Origin of the sequence: Mesorhizobium sp. LSJC285A00 (assembly GCF_000503155.1) — a bacterium.
Classification (GTDB): Bacteria; Pseudomonadota; Alphaproteobacteria; order Rhizobiales; family Rhizobiaceae; genus Mesorhizobium.
On record NZ_AYVK01000037.1, the window covers coordinates 67,033 to 84,446 of the forward strand.

Consider the following 17,414-nt stretch of genomic DNA (forward strand, 5'->3'; position numbering starts at 1 on the left):
CAAAGATAGTTTCTATCATTTTCCATCAGAACGATGTAAGCAGTTGCAGGCACTCATGCGGGACAGTCATGGCAAAACGGCCAACCATCACCGATCTGGCGCGCATCTCCGGCGTTAGCGTCGCCACTGTCGACAGGGTGCTGAACAACCGGCTGCCGGTGCGCGAGGAAACCGCGCGCCGCGTCTATGAGGCGGCGACCGGCATCGGCTACCACGCCGCCGGGCTGATCAAGCGGCGCATGCGCCAGGAATTGCCGGAATACCGCCTCGGCTTTCTGCTGCTGCGGGGCAATGATGTTTTTTACGGCGATTTCGCGAGGGAGCTAGAAATGGCGGTCTCGCAATCGCAGCGCTTCCGCGGCGTCGCCACCATCGATTTCGCCAGCTCGCTAGCCGCCGACGAGATCGCCGCCCAGATGCGCAAGCTGGCAGCGAAATCCAGAGCAATCGCCGTTGTCGGTCCGGACCATCCGACGCTGACGGCGGTCGTGGAGTCGCTGAAAGCGAGGGGGCAACCTGTCTTCTCGCTGCTGTCCGACTTTGCCGCTGGCATCCGTGAGGGATATGTCGGCCTCGACAATCGCAAGGTCGGTCGCACCGCGGCCTGGATGATCGCCAGGGCGGCAAAGAACCCCGGCAAGGTCGCCCTTTTCGTCGGCAGTCATCGCTTCCACGGCCATGAACTGCGCGAGATCGGATTTCGCTCCTTCTTCCGCGAACATGCGCCGGACTTCACGGTGATGGAAACGCTGGTCAATCTGGAAGCCAACCAGGTCACCCACGATGCGATGATCGATCTCCTGGTGCGGTATCCGGATCTTGCCGGCTGCTATGTCGCCGGCGGCGGCATGGAAGGCGCGGTCTCGGCGCTGCGCGCAGCGAAGCCCGCAAGCATGCCGGTGGTCGTCTGCAACGAGATCAACGCCGAATCGCGCGCGGCACTCGCCGACAACATCCTGACCATGGTGATCTCGACGCCGCTCGCCGCCTTGTGCCGCGAGCTTGTCGACCTGATGGCGCATTCCATCGAGGCCGGCGCCGCCAACGCGCCGGGCCAGACCTTTCTGCCCTTCGACATATATCTGCCGGAAAATATCTAACGCGTTGCCGCGCCGACCCGTTCGGCGCGGGCTCTCCGGCGATGATAGAATCTATCAGAGTCTGCCTTCAGACACGGCCTGTGCCGCTGCCGGCCTTGATTCGCGGCGAGGCGACCGAAAATCCGCTTTCCGACTTAGGAATCGCTCTTGACGTCTCGCGAAAAAATGGAATAAATATTTCATCAGATTGGTATTTTGGTTCTTTCGTTCCGGAACATCTGTTTCAAACTGGGAGCCTGGCGTTCCATCGCTTGGACAAAACGCCATACGGAACAGGAAGGCATCAGGGAGAGATTCCTCGGGCTATCGGGGATTCCGGGTAGATCGGTGCAGCCGGACACCAATGTGGAGGAGAAACACAATGAAGAAACTGATTTTGGGCGTCGCCTTTGCGGCGCTGATGAGTTCGTCCGCTTTTGCCGCCAAGGTCGGCGTGTCGATGGCCAAGTTCGACGACAACTTCCTCACCGTGCTGCGCAACGGCATGATCGAGCAGGCCAAGGGCATGAGCGGCGTGGAACTGCAGGTCGAGGACGCGCAGAACGACGTCGCCAAGCAGCTCGACCAGATCAAGAACTTCGCCGCCTCGGGCGTCGACGCCATCATCGTCAACCCGGTCGATACCTCGGCCACGCAGGCGATGTCGGACGCCGCCGCAGCCGCCAAGATCCCGTTGGTCTATGTCAACCGCCAGCCGGTCAATGTCGACACGCTGCCGGACAACCAGGCCTTCGTCGCGTCGAACGAGGCCGATTCCGGCACGCTCGAGACCAAGGAAGTCTGCCGCCTGTTCACCGGGGCCGGCAAGAAGGAAGCCAATGTCTATGTCATCATGGGCGAGCTTTCCAACCAGGCCGCCGTGCAGCGCACCAAGGACATCGAAGAGGTGATCGCCACGCCGGAGTGCAGCTTCATCAAGATCATCGACAAGCAGACTTCGAACTGGAACCGCGACGAAGCGCAGAACCTGATGACCAACTGGCTGTCAACCGGCAAGCCGTTCGACGGCGTCATCGCCAACAATGACGAAAGCGCCATCGGCGCCATCCAGGCGATGAAGGCCGCCAACATCGACATGAAGACGGTCGTCGTCGGCGGTGTCGACGCCACGCAGGACGCGCTTGCCGCCATGCAGGCCGGCGACCTCGATGCCACCGTGTTCCAGGATGCGGCCGGCCAGGGCGCCGGCGCTCTGGACGCAGCGCTGAAGCTCGCCAAGGGCGAGAAGGTCGAGCACAAGGTCTACGTGCCCTTCCAACTCGTGACGCCAGCCAACATCGACAAGTTCCTGAAGAAGAACTGAGCCGGCGACTCGTTCGACTAACGGAGCGGCGCATCAATCGCGCCGCTCCCGTTTCCCTCACCGCCCTTACGTGCGGGAGGGCAAATGCCGCCTCACGGAGGACAGACATGTCACAGACATCTCATGGCGTCGGCGGGGTCAGCTATGACGCGAAGAGGCGGACATGGCCGGCCGAATTCAACGTCTTCCTGGCGCTGGTCATTCTGGTCGTCATCTTCGAAATGATCGGCCGCATCTTTCTTGGCGACAGCTTCCTGTTCAACACGCGCGACAACGTCGCCGGGATCTTCAATGAGGCCCGCCTGCAGATCATCATCCTGCAGGTGTCGATCGTCGGCATCATCGCCATCGGCGTCACGCAGGTGATCATTTGCGGCGGCATCGACTTGTCCTCGGGCTCGATCGTCGGCGCCACCGCCATGATCGCCATGAGTTTTGCCCAGGTGGCGACGGTCAACGGCAACCCCAACCCCAACCCCAAGGCGATGTTCCTGGCGCAAGGCTGGACCGACCTGCCGGTCATCGTGCCGGTACTAGTCGCCATCGGCTGTGGTCTGCTCGCCGGTCTCGTCAACGGCTCCTTGATTGCATACACGCGCATTCCGCCGTTCATCGCCACGCTCGGCATGATGGTGACCGCGCGCGGCATTGCCAAATGGTGGTCCAAGGGTCAGCCGATCTCGTTTCCGACCGAAAGTTTCGCTGGTATCGGCAAGGGCCTGATGCCGGTCATCATCTTCCTGTCGCTGGCGGTGCTGTTCCAGCTGATCATGACCTACACACGCTACGGCAAGCACTGCTACGCCATCGGCTCCAACGAGGATGCCGCGCGCATGTCGGGCATCAAGATCGCCAACCACAAGATCCTCGTCTATGTCATTGCCGGCATCCTCGCCGCGCTGGCCGCCGTCGTGCTCTCCTCCAAGAACCTGACAGCACAGTCCGGCATGGGCGTCATGTACGAGCTCGACGCCATCGCCATGGCGGTCATCGGCGGCGTCTCTTTGTCGGGCGGCCGCGGCTCGATCGTCGGCACCGTGATCGGCTCGCTGATCTTCGGCGTCATCATTTCCGGCTTCACCTTCCTGCGCCTCGACGCCTACTATCAGGAGATGGTCAAGGGCGTGATCATCGTCGGCGCGGTCGTTCTCGACCAATGGCGCCAGCGCATGCGGGCATTGAGGGCTTGACCATGCCAGATATCTCCACGACAGACATCGTCCTGAAGACCGAAAACCTGACCAAACGCTATGGCGGCGTCCATGCGCTGGAAGGCGCGAATTTCGAGCTGCGCAAGGGCGAGCATGTCGCCATCATGGGCGACAATGGCGCCGGCAAATCCACCTTCGTGCGCCAGATCACCGCCGTCGAGCAGCGCACCAGCGGCCAGATCTGGTTCGACGGCAGGGAAGTGAATTTTGCCGGGCCGATCGAAGCGCGCACGGCGGGCATCGAGACCGTGTTCCAGAACCTGGCGCTGGCCGACGATCTCGACGTGCCGTCGAACCTGTTCCTCGGCCGCGAAAAGGTGCTTTTCAATCTCGGCCCGTTCTCGATCCTCGACCGCAAATACATGCGCAAGGCGACCGAGGCGGCGCTGATCCGCACGGCAGTGAAAATCCCCAATTTGTCCAACACCATTCGCCACATGTCGGGCGGCCAGCGCCAGTGCGTTGCGATCGCCCGGACCGCGACCTTCGCCTCCAAGCTGATCATCATGGACGAGCCGACGGCAGCCCTTGGCGTGCAGGAGACGGCGCAGGTCGAAAACATCATCCGCACGCTGAAGGACAATGGCGAGCCGCTGATCCTGATCAGCCACAACATGCGCCAGGTGTTCGACCTGTGCGATCGCATCGTCGTCTTCCGGCGCGGCCGCATCGTCGCCAACCTGCGCAAGGAAAACACCGACGGCAACGACATCGTCTCCTACATCACCGGCGCCAAGACCGGGGAGGCGGAACTCGCGGCCTGAACAGGATGGTCATCCTGTTTTCTGGCGTGCTCGAAAAATTATCTTGCCACCTTTCTCAAAAGGAAGGTGGAGACACAACTCTCTCGAACCCATCCCCCTAGAGGAAATACCCCATGACTGTTCGTTTCGCCCTCCTCGGTGCCGGCCGCATCGGCAAGGTCCATGCCCGCGCCGTCGGCTCCAACCCGCAGGCCAGACTGGTGGCCGTTGCCGACGCTTTTGAAAAGGCGGCGACCGAGTTGGCAACCGCCTATGGCGCCGAAGTGCGCACCATCGACGCGATCGAGAAGGCCAAGGACATCGACGCCGTGGTCATCTGCACGCCGACCGACACCCATGCCGATCTGATCGAGCGTTTCGCCAAGGCCGGCAAGGCGATCTTCTGCGAGAAGCCGATCGACCTCGACGTCAAGCGCGTCGAGAAGTGCCTGGCCGTGGTCGACAAGGCCAAGGCGACGCTGATGGTCGGCTTCAACCGCCGCTTCGATCCGCACTTCGCCGCCGTGCGCAAGGCGATCGACGACGGCGCCATCGGTACTGTCGAGATGGTCACCATCACCTCGCGCGATCCGGGCGCGCCGCCGGTCGATTACATCAAGCGCTCGGGCGGCATTTTTCGCGACATGACCATCCACGATTTCGACATGGCGCGCTTCCTGCTCGGCGAAGAGGTGGCGGCGGTCAGCGCCCATGCTTCGGTGCTGGTCGACAAGAAGATCGGCGAGGCCGGCGATTTCGATTCGGTCAGCGTCATCCTCGAAACCGCGTCCGGGAAGCAGGCCGTCATCTCCAATTCGCGCCGCGCCACCTATGGCTACGACCAGCGCATCGAGGTGCATGGCTCCAAAGGCATGGTCGCCGCCGAAAACCAGCGGCCGGTGTCGATAGAGGTCGCCAACGAGAAGGGCTATACGCGCCCGCCGCTGCACGATTTCTTCATGACCCGCTATCTCGACGCCTACGCCATCGAGATTGCCGCTTTCATCACTGCTGCAACCTCGGGCAAGAAGGCATCGCCGAGCGGCGCCGACGGCCTCGTGGCGCTGAAGCTGGCCGATGCCGCGCTGAAGTCGGCGACATCAGGCAAGACCGTCCGTCTCGACAAGTAAGAACCGGAACCAAGGCACAGGAGCAGAGCGATGAGCACATCCGCCGATCGCAATTCGAACACGCGCGCCATCGTCACCGGCGGTGCGCAAGGCATCGGCTTTGCCGTCGCCGAAGCGCTGGCCGACGAGGGCTGCAAGGCGCTGGCGCTCATCGGCCGCTCGCAGGAGAAGGGCGACAAGGCGGTCGCCCACTTCAAGAAGGCCGGCGTCGATGCGATCTTCATCAGCGCCGACGTCTCGAAAGTGGCGGACTGCAAGCGTGCGGTGGCAACCGCGATCTCGCATTTCGGCACCATCAACGCGCTGGTCAACGCCGCCGCCACGTCCGCGCGTGGTTCACTTGTCGAAACTTCGGAAGAGGTGTTCGACCAGATTTTCCACACCAATGTGCGTGGTCCCTTCTTCCTGATGCAGGGCGTGGTGGCGCATCTGCTGGACAAGAAGGCGCCGGGCTCGATCGTCAACGTGCTGTCGATGTCGGCACATTGCGGCCAGTCGTTCCTTGCGCCCTATTCCTCGAGCAAGGGCGCGCTGGCGACGCTGACCAAGAACGTCGCCAACGCCTATCGTTTCAACCGCATCCGCTGCAACGCCGTGCTGCCGGGCTGGATGGACACCGAGGGCGAGGACATCGTGCAGAAGAAATGGCACGGTGCCTCCGACGACTGGCTGGCAAAGGCAGAGGCCGGCCAGCCCATGGGCCAACTGGTGAAGCCCGACCAACTGGCGCGGCTGATCAGCTACATGGCCAGCCCGCAATCCGGTGTCATGACCGGCTCGCTGGTTGACTACGACCAGAACGTCGCGGGGACCTCGCCGGAGTAGCCTCAAACCCTGTTGCAGCAACATCGCCATTCCCACATAGTCCTGATAGTCAGGCTAGTCACGAGCATGCGATGCTAACGTCATCCAAAGACACCAACTGGACGGTTGCCGGGGCAAAAGCCCGGCTCTCCGAGGTCATCGAGCGCGCACAGTCCTTGCCGCAGACGATCACCAAGAACGGCAAACCAAGCGTGGTTGTCGTCTCGGCCGAGGAATGGCAGCGCAAGATCGCACGCAAGGGTACGCTTGCCGAGTTCCTGCTGGACTCGCCGCTGCGCGGCGCCGATCTCGAGCTTGAACGTCAGCGCGACGAACCGCGTGACCTGCCGCAGTGAGACTGCTGCTCGACACGAATGTCCTGTCCGAGGTGACGAGGCCAGCGCCTGACGCACGTGTCCTGGGCTGGCTGGACGAGCTTGATGAGGACCGCTCCTTCATCAGCGTAGTGTCGATCGCCGAGATCCGGCGCGGCGTCTCTCTGATGGATGAGGGCCGCAAACGCGAGGCGCTGGCCGAATGGCTCGCCCGGGACCTGCCCCAGCGCTTCGAACAGCGGGTTTTGCCGGTGGACGATGCGGTTGCCTTGGCCTGGGGCGACCTGATGGGTCTTGCGAAGCGCCGCGGTCGTGGTCTGTCGTCGATGGACGGCCTGATCGCAGCCACTGCGATTGCGCACGAGCTCACCTTGGCAACGTGCAATACGAAAGATTTCGAAGGCTTTGGGCTTGAACTCTTCGATCCCTGGACCGCATGAGCCGCTCCGCGTTATACGTGTTGGCGATTGGCGAACCGCCGGCACTTCGTCATCCACGGGCGGAGCAAGGAGCGTGGCGACGCAGCGCAGACCCGAGGATCCATGCCGCGACTTCAGAGCGCTGCTACGGTCCAGAATTCTGCTCTGCCGCACTCCACGGCCCAGGTCACGGAATGGATCCCAGGGTCTCCGCGACGGAGCTTCGCTCCTGCTCCGCCCAGGGATGACGAAATCGCGAGGATTCGGCCAATCCCGAATTGTCTCCGCATACCCCACGTGACAAGCGCCTCGGCATCGACTATATGAACCTCATGATCAACCTGACCGCCACCTATTGGTACTTTACGAGCTCGCTGGCGGCGGGAGGATTGCGCTCGATCTGAAGATTGCAGCAACAAGTCCGAACAGCCGCCAGACCTGGCGGCTTTTTTGTATCAGCCGGCAGGTCTCCTAAAAACAGGAGCAGAAAGCCGTGTTGACCACCACAGACGATCTTCGGGTCAAGGAAATCCGAGAATTGAGTACGCCGGACGAGGTGATGCGGGAGATCCCGCGCACGCTGACGGCAACGCGCACCGTGAGCGCATCACGCAACGCCACCCATGCCATCTTGAACGGCACCGACGACCGGCTGCTTGTCATCGTCGGCCCGTGTTCGATCCACGACCCGGTCGCGGCCGTTGACTATGCCAGCCGGCTAGTGGCGCTGCGCGAGACCCTGTCCGACCGGTTGGAGATCGTCATGCGGGTCTATTTCGAAAAGCCGCGCACGACTGTCGGCTGGAAGGGCCTTATCAACGATCCCGATCTCGACGGCAGCTTCAACATCGACAAGGGGCTGCGGATGGCGCGCAACGTGCTGTCGGCGGTCAACAATCTCGGCCTGCCCTCGGCCACCGAATTTCTCGACATGACGACGCCGCAATACATTGCCGACCTCGTCGCCTGGGGCGCCATCGGCGCGCGCACCACCGAGAGCCAGATCCACCGCGAACTGGCTTCCGGCCTGTCCTGCCCGGTCGGCTTCAAGAACGGCACCGACGGCAATCTCAGGATCGCCGCCGAGGCGGTGAAATCCGCCGCCCAGCCGCATCATTTCATGGCGGTGACCAAGGGCGGACGCAGCGGCATTGCGACTACTACCGGCAATGAGGACTGCCACGTCATCCTGCGCGGCGGCGTTCAGCCGAATTACGATTCGGCGAGCGTCGAGGCGGCCTCGGTCGAACTTGCCCGCATCGGCGTCGCCCCCCGTCTGATGATCGATGTCAGCCACGCGAACTCGAGCAAGAAGCCGGAGAACCAGCCGAAGGTGGCGGCCGATGTCGCCGGCCATGTGGCAGCAGGGGACGAGCGTATCATCGGCGTCATGATCGAGAGCAATCTCGTCGCCGGCCGGCAGGACGTGGTATCAGGCAAGCCGCTCGTCTATGGCCAGAGCATCACAGATGGCTGCATCGACTGGGCGACCACAGAGACGGTGCTGCACGGCCTCGCCGGCGCCGTAGAATGGCGCCGCTCAGCCCGCCGCGCCATGATGGAGAACCGGCCGGGCGCCGCCTGATACGAGGCGATGCGCGGGAAGGACGCTGCGGCTCCCCTTGCACCCCGGCAACCGGTCTGCTAAATACTGAACCGTATGGTTCAGTATACCGACTTGGATTCCTCGTTCGCCGCGCTCTCGGACGCCACCCGGCGTGGCGTTCTGGAGCAGCTCGGACGCGCAGACGCTTCGATCACCGAGCTTGCCGGAAAGTTCCACATGACCCTCACGGGCATGAAGAAGCACGTCGGCGTCCTGGAGCAGGCGGGGCTCGTCACCACGCAGAAGGTTGGCCGCGTGCGGACCTGCAAGCTCGGCCTGCGCGGACTGGAGGAAGAGGCGGCCTGGATCGAGCGGCACCGCCTGCTCTGGGACGCACGCTTCAACGAGTTGGACAAGGTTGTCGAGGAATTGAAACGGAAGGAGAAAGCCGATGCGCCAAAGAACCGAGAGTGAGCCCACGAACAGCCGCACCACGGTCGAACGGAAGTCCGAACGGGAGCTGGTCGTCACGCGAACGGTCAACGGTCCGGCGCGCATCGTGTTCGAGGCGTGGACCAAGCCCGAGCTGTTCAAGCAGTGGTGGGTGCCGAAGTCGATGGGCATGTTCCTGCGTTCATGCGAGATGGATGCTCGTACCGGAGGCACGTACCGCCTGGTGTTCGGCCACGACGCCTCGGACCTTCACGAATTCTTCGGCAGGTATATCGAAGTGACACCCCACTCACGCCTCGTCTGGACCAATGAGGAAGGTGGTGACGGTGGACCCGTCACCACGCTGACCTTCGAGGAAAAGGGTGGCAAGACGCTGCTGGTCATGCACGAACTCTATCCCTCGAAGGAGGCTCTCGACGCGGCCGGTACCGGGGCGGCGGATGCGATGGGCGAGACGTTCGAGCAATTGGACGAGCTTCTCGTCGTCTTGGGCGAGGGCGTGAGGCGGTCATGACGTCATCGGTCTCGCGGACGGGGTAGCTGCCGCCCTCGACGACGAAAAGACCGGGACAGTGATCCGCAAGCGCCGCACCGAGGCGAAGAAACGCGGCGTCATCGCTTGATCGGGATCACGCTGCCCTCAACCCTTCCCATGCCGTAAACACCGAGACAGCAAACAGCAGCAGTCCGGCCGCCCGGCCCGCAAAAGCGGTCGCCCGCGGATTGGCCACCAGCAGATTGCGGCTGCGGCCGGCGGTGATGGCGAGCCCGCCATAGATGGCGGCCTGCGTCAGCATCGTCAGCAAGCCCATGACCGTCGCCTGCATCCAGATCGGGCCGTAATCCGGCTTCAGGAACTGCGGATAGACGGCAAATATGAAGAGATAGGCCTTCGGGTTGATCAGGCAGGTCACCAGTCCCTGGCGAAAGGCCTTCCAGGCCGTACGGCTGCCGGCGGGCCCGTCGTGGCCGACGGTGATGGAACTGCGCATCAGCGAGATGCCGATGAAGGCCATGTAGGCGGCGCCGGCTATCAGCAGCGGCTTGTACAGGATCGGTACGAAATGCATCAGCAGGCCGACGCCGATGGCGCCGTTCAGCGTGTGCACGATGCCGCCGACCATGATGCCACCGGTGGCGGCGAGGCCCCGGTCGCGGCCGCCGGTGAGCGCATTGGCAAGCACGAACAGCATGTCCATCCCGGGTACGATGATGATGCCGGACAGCAGGATAAAGAACAGCCAGAGATTTTCCGCGTAGCTCATGTCAGTTGCCTGTCGCTTCCTGCTGGGGTGCCGTGGAGGAATTTGTTGATTTTCAACCCGATAGGCAGTCCAATAAATCATCCCAACTGACGGGGATGTGTCAGTAGCGTTCATCAGGGAGAGGAAATGCGCAAGGCGTCGCGGCTGTTCGAGATTATCCAGATCCTGCGGCTGGCGCGGCAGCCGGTGACGGCAGCCATGATCGCCGGGCAGCTGGAAGTCACGATGCGTTCGATCTATCGCGACATCGCCGCACTGCAGGCAATGCGCGTGCCGATCGAAGGCGGGCGCGGTATCGGCTACATATTGCGGCCCGGCTTCGACCTGCCGCCGCTGATGTTTTCGATCGAGGAGATGGAAGCGATCGTCCTGTCGCTCGCCCTGCTGGAGCGCACGGGAGACAGCGAACTCAAGCAGGCGGCCAAGCGCGTCAGCGCCAAGATCGCCAGCGCCGTGCCGCCGCCGTTGCGCCAGGCGTTCGACGCCAACGCGCTGCATGTCTGGGGGTTCGCAGCACCGGCAATCGGCACCATCGATCTGGCGCTTGTGCGCCGCGCCATCCGCGACGAGGAAAAGCTCGACCTGTCCTATCGCGACGAAATCGGCCGCGCCTCCGAGCGGCTGATCCGTCCAATCGCGCTGATCTACTATTCAGAAACCGCCAACATCGTCGCCTGGTGCGAATTGCGCCAGGCCATCCGCAATTTCCGCAGCGACCGCATCGCGGATTGCCGGGCGACCGGCCTGCGCTTCAAGGGCGAAGGCGATCGCCTGCGCCAGGTCTGGGTCAGTGGCTGGGAGGCGAACGCTGTCGCTGGCGGCTGAAGCGAGCGGGTTTACCGCACATCCACCCAGCGCTCTCCCTCGAACGACCTCGCCATCGCGTGCACGGTGCGCTCGATCTCCAGCCCTTCGGCAAATTCGATGACCCGTGCCGGCTTGCCGGCAAGCCGCGTCAGCAATTCGTGGCACTCGATGATCTTGAGGTCGTTGAAACCGAGCCCATGGCCCGGCGCCGGGAGGAAGGCGTCGTAAGGCTTGTGGTGCGGCGCCACCAATATGGTGCGGTAGCCCTGTTCGGTCGGGCGATCGGCGGTGACGTAGAGCTGGATTTCGTTCATCCGCTCCTGGTCGAACAGGATCGATCCCTTGGAGCCGAAAATCTGTATGGCGATGCGGCCCTTGCGGCCCCAGGCCGAGCGGTTGACCAGCAGCGTGCCGGCAATGCCGTTTTCCAGATGCATCAAAACGCTGGCGATGTCGTAGGTCTCCACCGCACGGCGGCCGCCGCTGGCCAGCTTGCGGTCGACATAGGGTTTGGCCATGTCGCAGATGACTTTTGCGACGCGGCCGAACAGCGTCGAGACCAGCGACAGCGGATGCACGGCGAAATCGTCGAGCGCGCCATAGCCGGATGCGGCCTCATGCTTCCAGAAGAACAGCGCTTCGGGGTCGGCCATGAAGTCCTCGTCCATCTCGATGCGCAGATGGTTGACCTCGCCGATGATCTTTTCCTCGAGCAGCGCGCCGATGTGGCGGATGGCCGGGCTCTGTATGTAGTTGTAACCAAGCGCTGCGACCTTGCCGGACTTCTTCGCCGCGGCCGCCATCGCCGCTGCTTCGGCAAAGCTCGGCGCCATCGGCTTCTCGCACCACAGATGTTTGCCGGCTTCGAGAATAGCGATGGCCATCTCCGGATGGAACTGATTGGGCGTGGTCAGCGAGACGATATCGACCTCGGGGTCGTTGACGACGGCACGCCAGTCGCCCGACGCCTTGGCGAAGCCGAACTCACCGGCCTTGCGCTTGGCCAGCTCCTCGTTGACCTCGCCGAGATGGACCAGCTTCGGCTTGGCGACATCGGGAAAGACGGCGCCGACGGCGCTCCACGCAATGGCGTGGCATTTGCCCATGAAACCCGTGCCGATAAGACCAACGCCGACCATTTCTTTCTCCCAATACCTGAAGCGATCGATGGATGAATTAGTCCATTTCTTCTCCGAATGGAATGTCTGCCTCATTTTTTATGGCCTTCTTGCGCAGGCTCGCTATGATGGGGCAGAGAGGACGTCACTTGAGTTAAAGAGAGCATGATGTCGTCCGAAAACCGCTGCACACTTTTCGGCATCATGCTCTAGATGAGCTTGGACGGGGCGACGATGGACGAACGGGTACCTCGCGACTTCGAGACGCTGCGCGCCACGATCCTCGATCGCCGTGAAACCTTGCCCAAGCGCATCGCCCAGATCGCCGCCTATGCGCTCGACAATCCCGATGACATCGCCTTCGGCACCGCCGCCAGCATCGCCGCTTCGGCGGGCGTGCAGCCGTCCACCTTGATCCGCTTTGCCCAGCAACTAGGCTTCGACGGCTTCACCAGCCTGCAGCAGGTGTTTCGCGAGCGGCTGCGCGAGCGCAATTCCTCTTATGACGAACGCCTGCAGGCGCTGCGCGCCAAGGCCGATGCGGGTGCTGGACACCGCGCCATCTTCGACGGCTTCGTCGCCGCCGCCAGCACTTCGCTCAACGACATCTCACGCTCGCTGGACGAGGCCCATCTGGAAGACGCAATTGCGCTGCTGGCCAAGGCCGAGACCATCTATGTCCTGGCCAAGCGCCGCTCCTATCCGGTGGCGAGCTACATCGCCTATGCGCTGGGCAAACTGAAGATCCGCAACCAGCTGATCGAATCCGCCGCCGGCCTCAATGCCGAAATGGTCGCCTTCGCCACCCCGGCGGACGCCGTCATCGCCATCAGCTTCTCGCCCTACGCACCGGCCACCATCGAGGAGGCCCGCACCATTTCCGAACAGGGCGTGCCGATCGTCGCCATCACCGACAGTTCGTTTTCGCCACTCGCCCAGTTCGCCAAGGTCTGGTTCGAGGTCGCCGAGGCCGATTTCGCCGGCTTCCGCTCGCTGTCGGCCACCATGGCGCTGGCCATGGCGCTCACCGTCGGCGTCGGCGAGAAGCGGCGCAGCACCGGAAAGAAGCGTAAGGCCTAGGCCGGCGCCCGGCGCTCGAATTCGCGGAGGAATGCTCATTCCATATTGACTATGGATTGGAATTATTATTTCATATTCCCGGCGCCACGCTGCCGCTCGCGCGTGTCCCCCAACTACGTTGCTCAAGACAACAAGACCGACGGGAGGTTCCAATGAGCGAAGCCATGGACGCCAAACAGGCGACGCTCGATGTCATCACTATGGGTCGCGCTTCCGTCGACCTTTACGGCCAGCAGATCGGCTCGCGGCTGGAGGACATCACCTCCTTCGCCAAATCGGTCGGCGGCTGCCCGGCCAACATCTCGGTTGGCACGGCGAGACTAGGCCTGCGCTCGGCGCTGCTCACCCGCGTCGGCGACGAGCAGATGGGCCGCTTCATCCGCGAGCAGCTCAGGCGCGAAGGCGTCAATGTCGATGGGCTCAAGACCGACCAGGAACGGCTGACGGCCCTGGTGCTGCTTTCGGTCGAGAGCGAAGGCGTCTCGCCAATGATCTTTTATCGCAGCGACTGCGCCGACATGGCGCTCGCCGAAGAAGACATCGATGAAGCCTTCATCGCCTCGGCCCGTTCCATCGTCGTCACCGGCACGCATTTTTCCCGGCCCAACAGCGACGCCGCCCAGCGCAAGGCGATCCGCATCATCAAGGCCAGGGGCGGCAAGGTGGTGTTCGACATCGACTACCGCCCCAACCTCTGGGGCCTCGCCGGCCATGCCGAAGGTTTTGAGCGCTATGTCAAATCCGACCGCGTCTCAGCCCAGCTGAAGACGGTGCTGCCCGATTGCGACCTCATCGTCGGCACCGAGGAAGAGATCATGATCGCCTCGGGCGCCGACGATTGCCTGAGCGCGCTGAAGACGATCCGCGCGCTGTCCAAGGCAACCATCGTACTGAAGCGCGGCGCCATGGGCTGCATCGTCTATGACGGGCCGGTCAGCGACGATCTGGAAGACGGTATCGTCGGCAAGGGCTTTCCGATCGAGATCTACAATGTGCTCGGCGCGGGTGATGCCTTCATGTCCGGTTTTNGGTATCGTCGGCAAGGGCTTTCCGATCGAGATCTACAATGTGCTCGGCGCGGGTGATGCCTTCATGTCCGGTTTTCTGCGCGGCTGGCTCGGTGGCGAAAACCTGGCAACGGCGGCGACCTGGGCCAATGCCTGCGGCGCCTTCGCCGTGTCGCGGCTGCTCTGCGCGCCGGAATATCCGACCTTCGAGGAATTGCAGTTCTTCCTCAAGAACGGCAGCAAGCACTTAGCGTTGCGCAAGGACGAGGCGATCAACCACATCCATTGGGCGACGACCCGCCGCCGCGATATCCCCTCGATGATGGCGCTCGCCTGCGACCACCGTGTGCAGCTTGAGGACGTCGCGGCAAAGACCGGCGCCGATCCGGCGCGCATCCGCGATTTCAAGGTGCTGGCGGTCAAGGCTGCGGCGAAAGTCGCCGCCGGCCGCGACGGCTATGGCATGCTGATCGACGAGAAGCATGGCCGCGAAGCGATGTTCGAATTCGCCCGCCACCCCTTTGCCTGGCTCGGCCGTCCCGTCGAACTGCCGGGCTCGCGGCCGCTGCGCTTCGAGTTCTCGCAGGACATCGGCTCGCAACTGGTGGAATGGCCGGTCGACCACTGCATCAAATGCCTGTGCTTCTATCACCCCGACGATCCGGCAGCGCTCAAGGATGAGCAGCAGCAGAAGCTGCGCTCGCTGTTCGAAGCCGCGCGGAAGGTCGGCCGGGAGCTTCTGGTCGAGATCATCGCCGGCAAGCACGGCAAGCTCGACGAAACGACCATCCCGCGCGCCCTGGAAGAACTCTATGCGCTTGGCATCAAGCCGGACTGGTGGAAGCTCGAACCGCAGGCGTCGGCCGGCGCCTGGGCCAAGATCGAAGCGGTGATCCTGAAGCACGATCCCTGGTGTCGTGGCGTCGTGCTGCTGGGTCTCGAAGCGCCGCAGGACGAACTGGAAGCGGCCTTTGCCGCCACCGCCAAGGCACCGATCGTCAAGGGCTTTGCCGTCGGCCGCACCATCTTCGTCCACGCCGCCGAACAATGGCTGGCGGGCAAGATGACGGATGACGAGGCTATCGCCGACATGGCCGCGCGCTTCGAACAGTTGACCGAAGCGTGGCTTGCCGCGCGTGGCCGTAAAGCAGCATAAAGGCGCGGCAAGAGGACTGCGGAGGAAAACACCATGAGCAAGACAATCCGCCTGACGATGGCGCAGGCGCTGACCCGCTTTCTGAGCAAGCAGATGANCCGAGATCGACGGCAGACGAGTGCCCATCTTCGGCGGTGTGTGGGCGATCTTCGGTCACGGCAATGTCGCCGGCATCGGCGAGGCGCTGTACCAGCTGCGCGACGAATTGCCGACCTTCCGCGCCCACAATGAGCAGGCGATGGCGCATGCGGCGATCGCCTATGGCAAGGCCAATTTCCGCCGCCGCTTCATGGCCGCGACCTCTTCGATCGGCCCCGGTGCGCTCAACATGGTGACGGCGGCGGCGCTCGCCCATGTAAACAGGTTGCCCGTCCTGTTTTTGCCGGGCGATGTCTTCGCCAACCGCATTCCCGACCCGGTGCTGCAGCAGGCCGAGGACTTTTCCGACGGCACCGCGACGGTCAATGACTGCTTCCGTCCGGTGTCGCGCTATTTCGACCGCATCACCCGTCCCGAGCAGATCATCCCGGCATTGGCGCGGACCATGCAGGTGCTGACCGATCCGGCGGAATGCGGCCCGGTGACGCTGTCGCTCTGCCAGGACGTGCAGGCCGAGGCCTATGACTATCCCGAGAGCTTTTTCGCCGAGCGCGTCTGGCACCAGCGCCGTCCGCGTCCGGACCGGCATGAATTGGCGGCGGCGGTCACCGCGCTGAAGGGTGCGAAAAAACCGCTGATCATCGCCGGCGGCGGCGTGCTGTATTCGCAGGCTTCGGATGAACTGGCGAAATTCGCCGAGAGCGCCGGCATTCCGGTCTGCGAGACGCAAGGCGGCAAATCCTCGCTGCCCGACACACATCCGCTCAACATGGCGGCGGTCGGCGTCACCGGCACGTCCGCGGCCAACCGGCTGGCGGAAGAAGCCGATGTCGTGCTCGCCATCGGCACCCGCCTGCAGGATTTCACCACCGGCTCGTGGGCGCTGTTCAAGAACTCCGGCAAGACCATCATCGGGCTCAACGTGCAGCCTTTCGACGCCGGCAAGCACCGCGCGCTGCCGCTGGTCGCCGATGCGGCCGAAGGGCTCGCCGAACTCGGTGCTGCGCTGGGGAAGTGGAAAGCACCGGCGACATGGACCGACAATGCGACCCAAGGCAAGAAGGCCTGGCAGGCCGAAGCCTCCAAGGTGACGGCGTCGACCAACGCCGCCTTCCCTTCGGACGCGCAGGTGATCGGCGCCGTGCAGCGCGCGCTCGGGTCCGGCGTAACGCTGCTGAATGCGTCGGGCGGCCTGCCGGGCGAGTTGCACAAGCTCTGGCAGGCAGGCGCGCCCGGCTCGTACCATGGCGAATATGGCTTNTACCTCATGATGAATTCCGAAATCGCCACGTCGGTGATGCTCGGCCTGAAGCTGACCATAGTGGTGCTCGACAACAGGGGTTATGGCTGCATCAACCGGCTGCAGATGGCCACCGGCGGCGCCAACTTCAACAACCTCCTGAAGGACGCGCGCCACGAGATCCTGCCCGACATCGACTTCGCCGCGCATGCGGCGAGCATGGGCGCTATTGCCGAGAAGGTGCCGTCGATCACCGGCCTGGAGACCGCGCTGCAAAAATCGAAAACCAACGACCGCACCACCGTGCTGGTCATCGACACCGACCCGCTGATTTCCACCGATGCCGGCGGCCATTGGTGGGATGTCGCGGTGCCGGAAGTCTCCGCACGGCCGCAGGTCAACGCAGCCCGCAAGGCCTATGACGAAAAGCGGCAGATGCAGACTATTGGCGATTGATGTAGATGCACCCGCCCCCTACCTCCCCCTTGTGGAGGTCGGACCGAAGGTCCGGTGGGGGTCTGGCGCCGCACCCCACCCCGCTGCTTCGCAGCGACCCTCCCCACAAGGGGGAGGGTGAACAAGAAACCGGAGCTAAAAC

General features: G+C 63.2%; 16 protein-coding genes and 2 pseudogenes. 16 read left to right on the forward strand and 2 right to left on the reverse strand.

Features of this window, described 5'->3' with window-relative positions; translation table 11 throughout:
- The first annotated feature begins 68 nt into the window (after window positions 1-68).
- The 12 genes from X726_RS144150 to X726_RS144100 all read left to right on the forward strand — a co-directional run bounded on the left by X726_RS144150 (window position 69) and on the right by X726_RS144100 (window position 9,558).
- Window positions 69-1,100, forward strand: a complete 1,032-nt coding sequence (locus tag X726_RS144150) for a LacI family DNA-binding transcriptional regulator (protein WP_023672329.1) — start codon at window positions 69-71, stop codon at window positions 1,098-1,100.
- Window positions 1,101-1,461: 361 nt separating this feature from the next.
- Window positions 1,462-2,403: a sugar ABC transporter substrate-binding protein gene (locus X726_RS144145; protein WP_023672330.1), complete on the forward strand. Its 942-nt coding sequence runs from the start codon at window positions 1,462-1,464 to the stop codon at window positions 2,401-2,403.
- 107 nt (window positions 2,404-2,510) lie between these two features.
- Window positions 2,511-3,593 carry an ABC transporter permease gene (locus X726_RS144140; RefSeq protein WP_023672331.1) on the forward strand — a complete coding sequence of 361 codons (1,083 nt, stop codon included), beginning with the start codon at window positions 2,511-2,513 and terminating at the stop codon, window positions 3,591-3,593.
- A gap of 2 nt (window positions 3,594-3,595) precedes the next feature.
- Complete coding sequence (locus X726_RS144135) at window positions 3,596-4,378, forward strand: ATP-binding cassette domain-containing protein (protein ID WP_027049093.1); 783 nt, start codon at window positions 3,596-3,598, stop codon at window positions 4,376-4,378.
- A gap of 113 nt (window positions 4,379-4,491) precedes the next feature.
- Window positions 4,492-5,487 carry an inositol 2-dehydrogenase gene (iolG, locus tag X726_RS144130; RefSeq protein WP_023672333.1) on the forward strand — a complete coding sequence of 332 codons (996 nt, stop codon included), beginning with the start codon at window positions 4,492-4,494 and terminating at the stop codon, window positions 5,485-5,487.
- 30 nt (window positions 5,488-5,517) lie between these two features.
- Window positions 5,518-6,312 (forward strand): SDR family oxidoreductase, encoded by a 795-nt coding sequence (locus X726_RS144125; protein WP_023672334.1) that lies wholly within the window; start codon window positions 5,518-5,520, stop codon window positions 6,310-6,312.
- Window positions 6,313-6,383: 71 nt separating this feature from the next.
- Window positions 6,384-6,647: a type II toxin-antitoxin system Phd/YefM family antitoxin gene (locus X726_RS144120; protein ID WP_023672335.1), complete on the forward strand. Its 264-nt coding sequence runs from the start codon at window positions 6,384-6,386 to the stop codon at window positions 6,645-6,647.
- A complete protein-coding gene (locus tag X726_RS144115; RefSeq protein ID WP_023672336.1) occupies window positions 6,644-7,066 on the forward strand; it encodes a type II toxin-antitoxin system VapC family toxin in 423 nt (140 codons plus the stop codon). The genes X726_RS144120 and X726_RS144115 overlap by 4 nt, the downstream gene beginning before the upstream one ends.
- Window positions 7,067-7,323: 257 nt before the next feature.
- Window positions 7,324-7,449, forward strand: coding sequence for a hypothetical protein (locus X726_RS1000000172305; RefSeq protein ID WP_280800225.1), 126 nt, complete (start codon window positions 7,324-7,326; stop codon window positions 7,447-7,449).
- An 89-nt stretch (window positions 7,450-7,538) separates the two neighbouring features.
- Entirely contained in the window at window positions 7,539-8,630 is a 1,092-nt protein-coding gene (locus X726_RS144110; protein WP_023672337.1) for a 3-deoxy-7-phosphoheptulonate synthase, read from the forward strand.
- 75 nt (window positions 8,631-8,705) lie between these two features.
- Window positions 8,706-9,065 (forward strand): helix-turn-helix domain-containing protein, encoded by a 360-nt coding sequence (locus X726_RS144105; RefSeq protein WP_023672338.1) that lies wholly within the window; start codon window positions 8,706-8,708, stop codon window positions 9,063-9,065.
- A complete protein-coding gene (locus tag X726_RS144100) occupies window positions 9,043-9,558 on the forward strand; it encodes an SRPBCC domain-containing protein (protein ID WP_023672339.1) in 516 nt (171 codons plus the stop codon). The genes X726_RS144105 and X726_RS144100 overlap by 23 nt, the downstream gene beginning before the upstream one ends.
- A gap of 115 nt (window positions 9,559-9,673) precedes the next feature.
- On the opposite strand, the gene X726_RS144095 is transcribed toward X726_RS144100, so the two are convergent.
- The gene (locus X726_RS144095; RefSeq protein ID WP_023672340.1) at window positions 9,674-10,309 is read right to left on the reverse strand and encodes a LysE family translocator; all 636 of its coding nucleotides are present in this window, start codon (window positions 10,307-10,309) and stop codon (window positions 9,674-9,676) included.
- Between the two features lie 126 nt (window positions 10,310-10,435).
- On the opposite strand from X726_RS144095, the gene X726_RS144090 reads away from it, so the two are divergent.
- Window positions 10,436-11,134 carry a YafY family protein gene (locus X726_RS144090; RefSeq protein ID WP_023672341.1) on the forward strand — a complete coding sequence of 233 codons (699 nt, stop codon included), beginning with the start codon at window positions 10,436-10,438 and terminating at the stop codon, window positions 11,132-11,134.
- An 11-nt stretch (window positions 11,135-11,145) separates the two neighbouring features.
- On the opposite strand, the gene X726_RS144085 is transcribed toward X726_RS144090, so the two are convergent.
- On the reverse strand, window positions 11,146-12,255 hold the full coding sequence (locus X726_RS144085) for a Gfo/Idh/MocA family oxidoreductase (RefSeq protein WP_023672342.1): 1,110 nt from the start codon (window positions 12,253-12,255) through the stop codon (window positions 11,146-11,148).
- Window positions 12,256-12,468: 213 nt separating this feature from the next.
- On the opposite strand from X726_RS144085, the gene X726_RS144080 reads away from it, so the two are divergent.
- From X726_RS144080 to X726_RS01000000167420, 3 genes and pseudogenes are all read left to right on the forward strand, one after another.
- Window positions 12,469-13,314 (forward strand): MurR/RpiR family transcriptional regulator, encoded by an 846-nt coding sequence (locus tag X726_RS144080; protein ID WP_023672343.1) that lies wholly within the window; start codon window positions 12,469-12,471, stop codon window positions 13,312-13,314.
- A gap of 152 nt (window positions 13,315-13,466) precedes the next feature.
- A pseudogene (gene iolC, locus X726_RS01000000167415) lies at window positions 13,467-15,477 on the forward strand (5-dehydro-2-deoxygluconokinase).
- 33 nt (window positions 15,478-15,510) lie between these two features.
- Window positions 15,511-17,272 (forward strand): annotated as a pseudogene (locus X726_RS01000000167420) (3D-(3,5/4)-trihydroxycyclohexane-1,2-dione acylhydrolase (decyclizing)).
- Window positions 17,273-17,414 lie beyond the last annotated feature (142 nt).

Bases quoted from the DNA above. Each gene is read 5' to 3' on its own strand.
- X726_RS144095 (WP_023672340.1), bottom strand. From the start codon at position 10,309: ATGAGCTACGCGGAAAATCTCTGGCTGTTCTTTATCCTGCTGTCCGGC.
- X726_RS144150 (WP_023672329.1), top strand. From the start codon at position 69: ATGGCAAAACGGCCAACCATCACCGATCTGGCGCGCATCTCCGGCGTT.
- X726_RS144105 (WP_023672338.1), top strand. From the start codon at position 8,706: ATGGTTCAGTATACCGACTTGGATTCCTCGTTCGCCGCGCTCTCGGAC.
- X726_RS144085 (WP_023672342.1), bottom strand. From the start codon at position 12,255: ATGGTCGGCGTTGGTCTTATCGGCACGGGTTTCATGGGCAAATGCCAC.
- X726_RS144100 (WP_023672339.1), top strand. From the start codon at position 9,043: ATGCGCCAAAGAACCGAGAGTGAGCCCACGAACAGCCGCACCACGGTC.
- X726_RS144140 (WP_023672331.1), top strand. From the start codon at position 2,511: ATGTCACAGACATCTCATGGCGTCGGCGGGGTCAGCTATGACGCGAAG.
- X726_RS144120 (WP_023672335.1), top strand. From the start codon at position 6,384: ATGCTAACGTCATCCAAAGACACCAACTGGACGGTTGCCGGGGCAAAA.
- iolG (WP_023672333.1), top strand. From the start codon at position 4,492: ATGACTGTTCGTTTCGCCCTCCTCGGTGCCGGCCGCATCGGCAAGGTC.
- X726_RS144090 (WP_023672341.1), top strand. From the start codon at position 10,436: ATGCGCAAGGCGTCGCGGCTGTTCGAGATTATCCAGATCCTGCGGCTG.
- X726_RS144080 (WP_023672343.1), top strand. From the start codon at position 12,469: ATGGACGAACGGGTACCTCGCGACTTCGAGACGCTGCGCGCCACGATC.
- X726_RS144135 (WP_027049093.1), top strand. From the start codon at position 3,596: ATGCCAGATATCTCCACGACAGACATCGTCCTGAAGACCGAAAACCTG.
- X726_RS144125 (WP_023672334.1), top strand. From the start codon at position 5,518: ATGAGCACATCCGCCGATCGCAATTCGAACACGCGCGCCATCGTCACC.
- X726_RS144145 (WP_023672330.1), top strand. From the start codon at position 1,462: ATGAAGAAACTGATTTTGGGCGTCGCCTTTGCGGCGCTGATGAGTTCG.